We start from the raw sequence: 12624 nt of genomic DNA, 5'->3' as shown, positions 1-12624 counted from the left end.
TAGAGCGTGGTCATCATGATAAACGCCCCTCCTCAATGGCATGGCAAGCGACGTTGTTACCATCTATTTGACGCAGCATTTTGGGGGATGTTTCATAGCAGCGTTGGTTAGCGTAAGGGCAGCGGGCTTGGAATACGCAACCAATGGGTTTTTCAATTTGTGTCGGCACTTCGCCGATCAATTTAATCGGTTGTGTCATGTTGCTGTCTAGCCTTGGAATGGCAGACAATAACGCCCGGGTATAGGGGTGCTTGGGGGCGCTAAATAAAGTCTTGGTGCTAGCGATCTCGCATACTCTGCCAAGGTACATAACAGCAACGCGTGTGGCGAAGTGTTCTACTACTGCAAGATCGTGAGTAATAAACAGATAAGTGAGATTACGTTCTTCTTGTTTATCCATCATTAAGTTGAGTACCTGTGCTTGCACAGAAACATCAAGGGCGGATAGGGGCTCATCTGCCACAATAAAATCAGGTTCGACAGAGAGTGCTCGTGCTAGGCTAATACGCTGACGCTGGCCGCCCGAAAATTCATGTGGATAGCGATCTGCGCTGGAAGGACTAATTCCAACGGATTCTAATAAGTCTTCTATTTGCAGGTTTATTTCCGCACGACTGAGTTGTTTGTTATGAAAAGCAATGGGTTCGTTTAATGTTTGGTAAACGGTCATTCTTGGGTTTAACGACGCATAAGGGTTTTGGAAGACCATTTGCATACGACGACGAAACATCATGCGTTTATGGTTGTTTAGGTGATCAATACGTTGATCTTGGTAGTGTATTTCCCCGCTGCTAGGAGGTGTTAACCCCATGAGAACCCGAGCAAGGGTGGATTTGCCACACCCCGTTTCCCCGACAATGCAAAGCGTTTCCCCTTGGTTGATCGTCAGGTTAACACCATTCAAGGCGTGTACGCTTTCTTTGCGATGGTGTATTTTTCCTCTACGGAGTTGCCATTGTCCGAGCCAACTGCTTTTGGTAACAAACGATTTTTCAAGATGGCTAATTTGGATGAGAGGGGTTGCGTTCATACCTGACCCCCATCATGGGATGTTGAGTATTCGAAGTCGACTATGTCTTCTTCTGGTCTCTCTTCTTCGAGCATGTCTTCCACGAGAAAACAAGAGACGCTTGAGATGCCGTTATAGATAAAGTTAGGCTGTTCTGTACGGCACTTTTGTGTGGCATATGGGCACCGAGGGTGAAAGGCGCAGCCATTGGGGCGATCGTTCAATGCGGGCATATTGCCCCGTATTTGATTGAGCCTTTGTCCGGGTAATGACATTTGCGGAAGGGCATTCAGCAAACCTTGGGTGTAGGGATGTTGTGGGTCATTTATCAGTTCCAGAGTCGGTGCTTCCTCGACAATTCGCCCTGCATACATGACTAACGTGCGTTCTGCAACTCGGGACACGACGCCAAGGTCATGGCTGATTAGAATCAAAGCCATGCTGTTGTCGTGACATACGTCCAATAAGAGTTGAATAATTTCCGCTTGGATGGTCACATCCAGTGCGGTAGTAGGCTCGTCTGCGATAATGATGTCGGGATTCAGTAATAGTACGCTGGCAATGATCACGCGCTGGCGCATGCCGCCAGAAAGTTCATGGGGGTATTGATCAAAACGGCGCTCCGGAGAGGCAATTTGTACACTATGAAGTTTTTCTATGGCAATATTTCTGGCGTCTTTAAAAGAGATGCGCGTATGGCTGCGAATGGCTTCGACCAATTGAGCACCAATGGTGAGCACAGGATTTAGCGTCATCATGGGGTCTTGAAAAATCATGGCAATACGTTTGCCACGTATCTCTTGCAGCTGACGCGTATTCATTTTGCTAAGCTCTTTGTTTTCCAGTTTGACAGAGCCGGATTTGATATAGCCTGGCTTATCCAAAAGGTTGACAATAGAGAGCCCAAGGATGGATTTACCTGCGCCGGATTCACCGACAATGGCAATGCGCTCTCCTCGATTCAGGGTAAAGCTCACATCGATTAAGGCGGCCAATTCAATGCCTTTGATACGAAAACTGACGTTCAGGTTACTGACAGTTAGTAAGTTCATAGTTAATCCCTGTACGTCCTTGGGTTGAGATAGCCCCGTAGCCAATCACCTAATAGGTTCATCACTAGAATTAAGACAATTAGGGCAACACTAGGAAAGATGCAAATCCACCAAGAGCCAGAAAACATGTAATTAAACCCTGCTGATATGAGAGAACCCAAAGAGGGGTCAGAGGAGGGCATACCGAGCCCTAAAAAGGATAACGCGGCCTCTGTTGCAATGGCGCTGGCTATTTGTACCGTGAAAATAATCAATACAGGTGATAGCGTATTAGGTAAAATATGCCTGAACATGATGCGTTTCGTGCCAATGCCCATAATGCGGGCCGCATCAACGTATTCCTTTTGCTTTTCGGCTAATACCGAAGCGCGTACAGTTCGAGCAAATATCGGCCACTCTGCCAACCCAATGACTAAAATCAACATCAGCATGGCCAGCTGCTGATAAAGCTCCATACCAAACAGAGCCTGAAAAATGGCCAAAAAAACAATGGCTACCATCATGGTAGGGAAAGATAGTTGAACATCGGCACAACGCATCAAAAAATTATCGATACGCCCACCTAGGTAGCCTGCGGTTAAACCAATGCATATGCCTAATGTGGCTTGGATGAGAACCGCACAAATCCCAATCGTTAGAGAGAGTCGAGTGCCGTACAAAATAACAGATAATAAGTCACGCCCCTGAGCGTCTGTTCCAAGTAAAAAATGCGGGTCGCCACTGATCCAGCTCGGAGCAATTTCCGAGTTATTTAAGTTCATAAAGTTAGGACTGTTAATATTATAAGGCGCAAGTAACGGCGCGAATAATGCGATAATGCAATAAAAAATAAAGACAGCTAGGGCCAAAGTTGCCAGCTTATCGCCTAGAAAACCGGACCAGATATGCTGCCATCGACTACCAGCAGAAGGGGGGATAATGTCCTTTTTTAAGTAGCTCATAATCCATGATTCTCTAATTTAACGGTTGGGTTCACCAAACCATAGATGAGGTCAACGACCGTGTTGGTTGTCACAAAGATACCGCCTACGACCATTAAATAGGCAGAGATGAGTGGCGTATCGACTCTGCTCACCGCATCTATGAATAAAAATCCCATACCGGGCCATTGAAATATGGTTTCCGTTAGAATGGTATACGCAATCAGTGTGCCTGCCTGAATCCCACCAATGGTGATAACAGGTAGCATGGTGTTTTTCAGCGCGTGGACAAAGTAAATACGATTGGTGGATAGGCCTTTGGACCAAGCAAAGCGAATGTACTCTGAATGCAGTACTTCCATCATTTCTGAGCGTATTAAGCGAATAAAAATGGGCATTAGAGCAAAGGCTAAAGTGATGCTGGGAAGCATTAGGTGGTGTAGGCCGCTTTTCGTAAAAAGACCGCTTTTCCATATGCCAAATACATCAACCGTTTGTCCACGGCCAAAGCTTGGCGCCAAATGTAGTTGGATAGAAAATACATAGACTAAAAATATACCCACAATAAAAATGGGCACAGACAGGCCAAGGGTACTGAATGCCATGATAAAACGAGTCAATATGCTACGTGGCCGGATGGCGGCATATATCCCAAATGGGATGGCAAAAATGGCGACTAATACAATCGCACAAAAAGCCAGTTCTAGTGTCGCGGGCATTCTCTCAAATATAAGATCCAGTACTGGCTTTTTATAGTAATAAGAGATGCCAAAGTTACCATGGGCGGCATTTTTTAAAAAATGCCAATATTGCACCGCAAAACTATCATCAAGGCCAAGTTCTTGTCTGAGGTGCGCGCGTTCGGCGGGCGACACCGTTGTACCAACCATTTGCTGGACAGGGTCTCCCAGCTTTCCTTGTATGGCAAAGCTGATCACGCTGATGGTCATCATGACAAAGAAGGCTTGTATTAAGCGACGAAAAAGGAATGTGAGCATCAGTCCTTTGGAACTCCATGTTGTGCGGGCATATTAATGAAACTCATAAAGTATTATGTTATCTGTATTATGTCGGCTAATTTGACTTAGGGGGCGTTATAACCAAGTCGCCTAGATGTGGGTAATTCTGCTCATTAACGATGCTTTTTATTCCCACGTTGTCTTTTGCTGCCCATGTTAAGTCTTGCCAATAAAGTGGAACGACCGCAGCAGAGTCTGCTACTTTGGTTTCAATATCTTGCAAGATTTTTGTACGCTTTTTGAGATTCATTTCCCGGTTAGCTTGGGTTATTTCGCTGTTTATGCCAGGCACACAATACTCGCTGGCATTATAAGCACCTAAACCGGATTTGGCATCAGGACAGGCGATTAAAAACTCAAATAAATTATTTGAATCCATCGTATCTGATTGCCAGCCAAGCATCATAATATCGGCGGCTCGAGCATCATATTGTTGAAAATACTGTGCTTTTGGCAGTGTTTTTAAATCGACTGTAATATGCAGCCTACCTAGCATGGCTGCCACAGCTTGAGCCACTTTTTCATCGTCCATATAACGATTGTTTGGGGCCATCATACTGATTCGAAATCCATGTGGGTAGCCCGCTTCTTTCATCAACTGCAATGCTTTTTTTAGATTATATTCGGGCTTAATTGTATTCACATAACCTAAAAGGGAGTTAGCACTTAGTTGTCCTGCAGGTCTGGCATACCCTCTCAAGATTTTTTTGACGATGAGAGATTGGTTAATTGCCAAATTGATGGCTTCTCGAACGCGAATATCACGGAACTCTTTACGGCGCTTTTGGTTTAGTTGGAGCAGTAATAATCGGCTGGTCGGTAAGGTGATGACTTGTATGTTATTGGCCGCTTTAGCACGGGCAATATCTACCGGGGAAACGGGAAATATAAAATCCACATCACCGGACAGCAGAGCGGCTAAACGTGTTGAGTCATTTCTTATTGGTGTCAATATTATTTTGTCGACATTGCCTTTTGATTTTGTGTCCCAATAATCTTTATTACGGACTAACACCATACGTACGCCAGGGTCGCGCTCTTTGATGATAAAAGGGCCTGTTCCAGACGTATGTTGTGAGGCAAAAGTGCGGCCAAATTTTACAATTTGGTCTCGCCCTTCATAGAACTTTTTGTCCATGGGGAAGACATAGGTCAGGATATTGAGTAGCAAAGGGGTTGGGTGATTACAATGTATATCAACCGTGTATTCATTGACCTTGGTGACCGAATCAATAGAAGTGAACAAGGCGCGAAAGTCTGGTGAACGTTTTAAACGATCAATGGTGTAGACCACATCTTTTGCCGAAAAGAGATTGCCATTATGGAAGTGAACATTCTTGCGTAAATAGACCCGAGTGGTGGTTGGCGATATTTGCTTCCAGCTTGTTGCAAGTCGCGGCTGAATTTTTCCATCTTGTGTCCAGCGCACTAATGGATCAAAGACCATGTGTGAAAACTGTAAAGTGCTTTCGGAAAGTTGTTCTTGCGGGTCCAAGGAAATAGGCTCAGAGTCGAAAGCCATGCGTAAGGTAGCAGCAGGCAGTGTTTGACTAATAAGAAGCGCCAAGAAAGACACCAACAAGGCAAAGTATCTCATTATTCAGTACTCCTATTTATGCGCGATCTACTGCGCGTGGGTGTATCGGTTCGGACGATGGAGGTGCTGGCTGTATTACCCGTTTTTCAACATTGAGTCATCTCGGTGAATTGGCTTGATGATGTTGAGAAACCGGGAAGAAGTTTGTCCAGGCAGTTAACTTACTATAATGTCAAAAAATGAGCGCGAAATATAGCAAATAAGAAGAGATTGCGCACTTTGATTGCATAACACTTAGTCATGATAAGGTGTTCGAAAGGAATGTAGCTTGAATTACTTTGCACATTTACATATAGCAGAACGAACTCAAACCTCGTTTGCAGGGAATTTATTAGGGGATTTCTCTGTTCAGGTTGATGCCCTGCCAGAAGATTTATTGAGGGGTTGGCGTCTGCATCAAAAAGTTGATGTGATGGTGGACGAACATGAGCAGAGTAGCTTGTTTCGATCTATGGCACGATCTGGACGACGTCGTTTTGCTGGTATTGTTCAAGATATCGTGATGGATTACTGGCTAATTCGTTATTGGTCGCGGTTTAGTGATATGCCTTTGGCTCTTTTTTGTCAGCATGCGGTTACGGAGCTGGTGGCCGATGCTTATCGTTGTCCAGAGCGATTGCAAAAGATGATTCGATCCTTAGAGCAACGTAATTGGCTGGCTGATTTAGGAACGCAGCAAGGTGTAGAGAATGCCATTCGGTCCATTATGAGGCGTTGGCGGCATGGCCAACATTTACAGCCTTTTATTGAGGAGTTGCCAGAGGTCTTAGCCCAGGGAGAAGTGCCTTTTTTGCGGCTATACCCTGATTTATTAGCATTTGTTGATCGTCAAGCATAAAAAAAGCCAAGGCCACACACAGCCTTGGCGAATCGGGGCACAGAGGCCCAATCGAGAGAATATCCTCATGGTGCTGTGGCATTCAGTTGACTAAAAATGCGCCAGACCACTCGGATAAGGTCTATCTTAAAGAGACGAGTATTTTTTGTTTTGATGTAGATCACAAAAAGATTCAGCGAAAAGATAAAGGTGTTATTGGCGACGATCATTCGCAGTGTTCTGAACAATTTGTTTTTTAAAAAAGTGGGACCATATATTAAGAGGACTTATTCACACCTTCTCGAAGAAGTTGTGATAGACTGCGCAGCCGCAAAAATAGATGCAATACAGAGAGGTAAACAGGGGTGAGCGTTCAGTGGTATCCAGGACACATGAACAAAGCGCGTCGAGAAATCGAACAGGTGATGACGCAAGTCGATGTGGTCATCGAAGTGTTGGATGCGCGCATTCCAGATTCAAGTCAAAATCCTATGCTAACAACCTTGCGAGCAGGTGTGCCTGTGCTGCGCTTGTTGAACAAAAAAGATTTGGCCGATAAAGCGCGTCTTACATTGTGGCTAGAGCACTGGCAGGGGAGTGATACGATTTTGGCTCACCCTTTTTCGACTCAAGATAAAGCGGATGTGGCGAAAATTTCTCAATGGGTGAGTCAGTTGGTTCCACATCGCGGCACGGCAGAAAAACCGATTCGCGCTATGATCGCAGGCATTCCAAATGTCGGTAAGTCCAGTTTAATGAACGCCTTGTTAGGTCGTCGTGTTGCGAAAGTGGGTGACGAGCCCGCTGTCACCAAAGCACAGCAAAAGCTAAAAGTGACGAATGGTTTTGTCTTACTCGATACGCCAGGCATTCTTTGGCCTAAAATAGAAAACCCAGACGCCAGTTACCGTTTAGCCGTTACGGGTGCGGTACGTGATACGGCGATTGATTATGAAGATGTGGCTTTGGTTGGCCTACGTTTTTTCATAAAAGATTATCAAGAGGCATTAATAGCGCGCTATAAGCTTAAAGAATTGAGCAGTGATCCTTTTGAAGTATTAAAAGTGATTGGCTCTAAGCGTGGGGCGTTACGAGCAGGTGGAAAAATAGACATGCATAAAGCGGCTGAAGTGTTCTTGAACGATGTAAGAACCGGTGCCATTGGCCCTTATGTGATGGAAACGCCAGAGATGATTGCTCATGAAGAGCAACTGGTTGAAGAGGCGAAAGCCAAAAAAGAAGCAGAAAAACAGGCTCGATTGGCTGCCGCCGTACCACAGCGTCAGCAGGAAAAAAACCGAGAATACCGAAATCAACAAGCCCAACAGCAGGATGCTAAAGTAGGTGATGAGACTGAGTGAGGTTTAAGGCTATGGATTATAATATTGCCTTTGATCAGGATGAAAATTCCTATCGTATTTATACAGATTATGAATTTGCGGCCATTGCTGAGTGGGTGGCATTGTATTTAACGGGCAAAGAAGACATTCAGCGTGTGTTAATGGCCACTACATTGGCGGAATCTGAAAAAGAAACCACCAAAATGAAGTATGGTCCTTTTGATGTGTTAATCAACGAAGAGGGGGTGTCTGTCTCTCGTCAAGTGGATTTCGATTCAGCCGCTGAAGAAATTAAAGCCATGTTTGATACACAAGAGAGTTTTTACCAAACGTCTTCCGATGGTGTTCAATCGGAATGCGGACTAGAAGATTTTATGGATTTATTAGAAAATTGGTATGATGTGCTGCAGTAGTTGTTCGATGCGCTGGCTGGGTTTACACTAGCGCCTGTTTATTCTTTTTACGCATTAAGGGAGCCGATATGCTCATCGAATTGGAAAAAGCCCGTGCCCGAAATAATGTTGTCCGCATTTTTCGTGAGGATTTAGACGGTCCAGATAATTGGACGGACGGCTTTGTTGTGGATGCCAATGAGGAGATGGTGCTACTCCAATTAGTGGATGATGGTGTTCATCTAAATGGCTATCAAATTTTATTCTTAGAAGACATTAGTGATTTTGTTCATCCGGCTCCTTTTAATGATTTTCAAAAGCGGGTTTTGGCACTTCGTGAGGAAGAGGTTGAAGATCCAGAAGTAGATTTAGATGATTTAGCGGTTCTGTTGATTGATATCAGCGAAGAATATGGCCTTGTGACATTACATCGTGAAGAGGTCGAGCCTGACAGCTGCGAGATTGGTCGTGTTGTAAAAGCCGATGCGGTGACCTATGAGCTTGAAGAAATAGGATCGGACGCTCGTTGGTTCGACGACACGTTCGAATACGATCTATACGATATTACGCGTATTGAGTTTGGCGGTGCTTATGAAGAAGCCCTTATCATGGCCAATGATGATATGGGTGATGATGCTTATGAGCTTGCTGACGAATACGAAGATGATGGTTTGCTTGTAGAAGAATAAGCGTTACAAATTGTAAGAAAACGCCCATTTTATGGGCGTTTTTTTTGTCTTCATGATATTTTCTTTTTTTTATATTTGAGTCTGTGCGTTAGTGGTATGAATTTTTCGACTCATTAACTTTAATTAGGGCTGTGTTTATGCCAAAGGCTTTGGTCGTTGTTCTTTTTGTGATGCTTTTTTCCGGCTGTGCGTTATTTGCCAGTCAACAATTAGATAATAGTTTTGGTGTGGAAAAAGTCGCAAATCGTGAAGGCCAGAAGGTCTCAAAAGCCGATGCCGAATTTTATAATGCTCAGGTTCGCCCTATTTTGGATAACCGTTGTGTTACTTGTCATGCCTGTTATGACGCCCCTTGCCAATTAAAATTCACTGCCCCTGAAGGGATTGAGCGTGGCGGTTCAAAAGAGTTGGTGTACGACGGGACGCGCTTACTTGCCGCGACGCCCACACGGCTTTTTATTGATGCACAAACAACTCAACAATGGCGTGATAAAGGTTTTTACCCCGTTTTAAATGAACGCAGACAATCACCCGCTGCCAATTTAGACGGTAGCTTAGTGTATCGTGCCATTGCTTTACGAAAAAAACAGGGGAATTTTACCCATGCGGTGTTGTCTGATGACTACGACTTTTCCATTTATCGCAATCAACAGTGTCCTACCATAGAAGAGTATTCTTCTTTCGAGCATGACTTTCCAAAGTGGGGGATGCCATATGGTCTTCCTGCCTTAACAGACAATGAATTTAATATTTTAGTGCGTTGGCTTGCATCAGGCGCAAAAATGCCAGCGGCCAAGCCGCTTCCTAAAGATATTCAACAGCGTGTGACCTTGTGGGAAAGTCGATTAAATGGCGATACGCTAAAAGAACGCTTGGTAGATCGTTATATTTATGAACACATATTTTTGTACAGTTTGTATTTAGATAAAAAGAGTGATATCCGCTTTAAGTTAGTACGATCAAAAACACCACCAGGTGAGCCAATTGATCGTATTGCGACGCGTCGCCCTTATGATGATCCTGGTGTAAAGCGTGTGTATTATCGATTATGGCGAGATCCTGAAGTGAAGGTTCAAAAAAATCATATTCCTTTTGAACTGAATGAAACGGTTTATAAGCGCTGGCACTCTGATTTTTATTCACAGGATTATAAAGTAACAAAAGATCCAGGTTATGCACCAGAAGTCGCGACGAACCCCTTTAGAGCCTTTTCCCAGCTGCCAGTTGGCGGGCGTTATCGCTTTATGCTTGATCATGCCCAAGACACTATTATGTCGTTTATCAAAGGGCCTGTTTGCCATGGGCAGGTCGCTGTGAATGTGATTAATGATCATTTTTGGGTATTTTTTGTGAATCCTGAAAAAGGTATTAATCAAGAAATAGCGAAGTTTTTAGAGACGCAAGTACAGCATTTGGACCTGCCAGCAGAAAGCAGTAGCAATGCGTTACCTTTATCTTCATGGGTGCGTTTTTCCCGGCAACAAAAAGAGTATTTGTCTGCCAAAGCGAAACTGATTGATAACAATTTAGGTAATAAAATTCCACTCAATCTGAGCTTAATCTGGAATGGCGATGGCCACAATGAGAATGCGGCTTTAACGATTTTTCGGAATTTTGACAATGCCAGTGTGGTTAAAGGCTTGGTTGGGCAAGATCCCAAAACGGCTTGGGTAATTGATTACCCCTTATTAGAGCGTATTCATTACCTATTGGTGGCCGGGTTTGATGTTTACGGAAATGTTGGCCATCAGTTAAATACTCGCCTATACATGGACTTCTTGCGAATAGAAGGTGAAATGAACTTTTTGATGCTCTTGCCAAAGGATGAGCGTTCGACTATTCGCCATTATTGGTACCGTGGTGCAAACCAGACGATTAAAGATTATATTTTTAGCGCTTACTTTAAGATCAGTGCTCAGTCGCAGATTCATTATACGACGTCTCACCACGAAGCCGAGTTATTTAATAAATTGAAAGGGCGGCTGGCTAAGGTGCTTAACCATGCTTACGATTTGGATCAAACCCATTTGTCTGAGGATGACATCGCACTACTGAAAAGTCTGCAAACATTGCAAGGTAAAGGTTTGCAGTACTTACCAAATACGGCATTGGTGCTGGTGACGAAGCATGGTAAGCCAAAAGAGTTGTTAACGTTAATTTTAAATCAGGCACACAGCAATATTTCCAGTTTATTAAATGAGTCGGCCACACGTTTACCTTCTGAAGACACAGTGACCGTGACAAAAGGTGTCATTGGTGATTACCCAAACCTTTTGATGCGGGTAGAAGAGAGTGATATACCGGACTGGGTCCATAGAATTTCAGCCTTGCAAACGCGAGAGGATTTCACCCAATTAGTGAATCAATATGGGATACGTCGTACTAACCCCGCGTTCTGGACGGTGAGTGATGAGATTGCTGAGCTGAACAAAGAAGAGCGGCCTCGGGCCAGTGGTATTTTGGATTATAATCGACTAGAAAACCGCTAATGCTTCTATAGATCAAACCTGATATCGCTAGCGTATCGATATGGGCTCATGGCTTAACGGCTTTGGGCCCATTTACTTTGTGGGAAAAGTCTTGTTGAGCACACGGGTGTTTGTTTATATTCTTACATATCGAAATATTTCGAAATTACACTTTTTCTGCAAACTCTTAGACTTGTCTATTGATAATTGTCCCCAATTTAAGATGTATAAAGATTAAACGGATATATATTATGATACCTTTTTCTATTCTTGATTTGTCGCCGATAGGGCAAGGCAAATCCATTTCAGAATCCTTCTCTTTGAGCTTAGCAATGGCCCAAAGGGCAGAAACTCATGGCTATCAGCGTTACTGGCTGGCAGAACATCATGGCATGTCTGGTGTTGGAAGCTCTTCGCCAGCGGTTTTGCTATCTCATATTGGCGCGGGTACCTCGACCATTCGCTTGGGGGCTGGTGGTATTATGTTACCGAATCACGCGCCGTTGGTTGTGGCCGAGCAGTTTGGTACCTTGGCGGAGTTGTATCCAAATCGAATTGATTTGGGGTTAGGTCGCGCCCCTGGGACAGACATGCTCACTGCACGAGCATTACGTCGTAATATGCCGGCCTCTGTTGATGATTACCCGCAGGATGTGCAAGAGTTAGAGCGTTTGTTAGGGGATGGGCCTTTTGATAAAGGTATTGTCGCCGTGCCGGGGCGACGGACGAATGTGCCAATTTGGTTACTAGGGTCAAGTTTGTATAGCGCGCAGGTGGCTGCCGAGTTTGGGTTGCCTTATTCCTTTGCTTCCCATTTTGCTCCGGATCAATTGATGCAGGCTTTGACGGTCTATCGACGACACTTTAAACCCAAAAAAGAGGGGGATAAGCCCTATACAATGGCTGGCATTATGGCGGTGTTGGCCGATACGCAAGAAGAAGCGGATTATCTGTTCACTTCTGCTCAACAACAATTTGTCAATTTACGCCGTGGTGGTAACCATGCTTTTCCTGCTCCGGTTGAATCGATGGATACGATTTGGTCTCCCAGCGAAAGTCATATGGTGTCCCATGCGTTGCAATTTGCAGTGGTGGGGACGAAAGCGTCAGTCGCGCATCAACTCAGTAGTTTTATTGAAAAAACGGAGATTGATGAGTTGATTATCTCGTTTCCGATTTATGATGGTGAGAAACGACTCGCGTCTCTTGGCTTGATGGCCGAGTTGCGTCATGAAATGGCGGATTATGTGGTTTAACGGCTAGTCTGCTCCCTTTATAAATAAACGCCTTACGGGCTTCCCTGTAAGGCGTTATTGTTTTA

11 protein-coding genes are annotated in these 12624 nt (G+C 44.4%); 6 read left to right on the top strand and 5 right to left on the bottom strand.

Features of this window, described 5'->3' with window-relative positions; all coding sequences use genetic code 11:
* Window positions 1-13 precede the first annotated feature (13 nt).
* From AC0VYG_RS14680 to AC0VYG_RS14660, 5 genes are all read right to left on the bottom strand, one after another.
* On the bottom strand, window positions 14-1030 hold the full coding sequence (locus AC0VYG_RS14680; RefSeq protein ID WP_475428708.1) for an ABC transporter ATP-binding protein: 1017 nt from the start codon (window positions 1028-1030) through the stop codon (window positions 14-16).
* Entirely contained in the window at window positions 1027-2061 is a 1035-nt protein-coding gene (locus tag AC0VYG_RS14675) for an ABC transporter ATP-binding protein (protein ID WP_475428707.1), read from the bottom strand. Before AC0VYG_RS14675 ends, AC0VYG_RS14680 begins: the two co-directional genes overlap by 4 nt.
* A 2-nt stretch (window positions 2062-2063) precedes the next feature.
* On the bottom strand, window positions 2064-3002 hold the full coding sequence (locus AC0VYG_RS14670) for an ABC transporter permease (RefSeq protein WP_475428706.1): 939 nt from the start codon (window positions 3000-3002) through the stop codon (window positions 2064-2066).
* Entirely contained in the window at window positions 2999-3979 is a 981-nt protein-coding gene (locus AC0VYG_RS14665) for an ABC transporter permease (RefSeq protein WP_475428705.1), read from the bottom strand. The genes AC0VYG_RS14670 and AC0VYG_RS14665 overlap by 4 nt, the downstream gene beginning before the upstream one ends.
* A gap of 76 nt (window positions 3980-4055) precedes the next feature.
* Window positions 4056-5597 carry an ABC transporter substrate-binding protein gene (locus AC0VYG_RS14660; protein WP_475428704.1) on the bottom strand — a complete coding sequence of 514 codons (1542 nt, stop codon included), beginning with the start codon at window positions 5595-5597 and terminating at the stop codon, window positions 4056-4058.
* Window positions 5598-5865: 268 nt separating this feature from the next.
* Here AC0VYG_RS14660 and AC0VYG_RS14655 point away from each other — a divergent pair, with 268 nt between their 5' ends.
* The 6 genes from AC0VYG_RS14655 to AC0VYG_RS14630 all read left to right on the top strand — a co-directional run bounded on the left by AC0VYG_RS14655 (window position 5866) and on the right by AC0VYG_RS14630 (window position 12559).
* Entirely contained in the window at window positions 5866-6435 is a 570-nt protein-coding gene (locus AC0VYG_RS14655) for an acyl carrier protein phosphodiesterase (RefSeq protein ID WP_475428703.1), read from the top strand.
* A gap of 344 nt (window positions 6436-6779) precedes the next feature.
* Window positions 6780-7775 carry a ribosome biogenesis GTPase YlqF gene (ylqF, locus tag AC0VYG_RS14650; RefSeq protein ID WP_067343426.1) on the top strand — a complete coding sequence of 332 codons (996 nt, stop codon included), beginning with the start codon at window positions 6780-6782 and terminating at the stop codon, window positions 7773-7775.
* Window positions 7776-7786: 11 nt separating this feature from the next.
* Window positions 7787-8167, top strand: a complete 381-nt coding sequence (locus AC0VYG_RS14645) for a YacL family protein (RefSeq protein WP_067343428.1) — start codon at window positions 7787-7789, stop codon at window positions 8165-8167.
* Window positions 8168-8235: 68 nt separating this feature from the next.
* Window positions 8236-8835, top strand: a complete 600-nt coding sequence (locus tag AC0VYG_RS14640) for a hypothetical protein (RefSeq protein WP_067015455.1) — start codon at window positions 8236-8238, stop codon at window positions 8833-8835.
* A 137-nt stretch (window positions 8836-8972) separates the two neighbouring features.
* Window positions 8973-11324, top strand: a complete 2352-nt coding sequence (locus AC0VYG_RS14635) for a fatty acid cis/trans isomerase (RefSeq protein WP_475428702.1) — start codon at window positions 8973-8975, stop codon at window positions 11322-11324.
* Between the two features lie 230 nt (window positions 11325-11554).
* Window positions 11555-12559: an LLM class flavin-dependent oxidoreductase gene (locus AC0VYG_RS14630; RefSeq protein ID WP_475428701.1), complete on the top strand. Its 1005-nt coding sequence runs from the start codon at window positions 11555-11557 to the stop codon at window positions 12557-12559.
* Window positions 12560-12624: the final 65 nt, after the last annotated feature.

The sequence above is a fragment of the Marinomonas sp. 63XJN7_7_ISO-PGPR-S23-202 genome, from assembly GCF_056173505.1.
The sequence above is the reverse complement of the archived record's forward strand: the minus strand, read 5'-3'. Positions and strand labels throughout refer to the sequence as shown.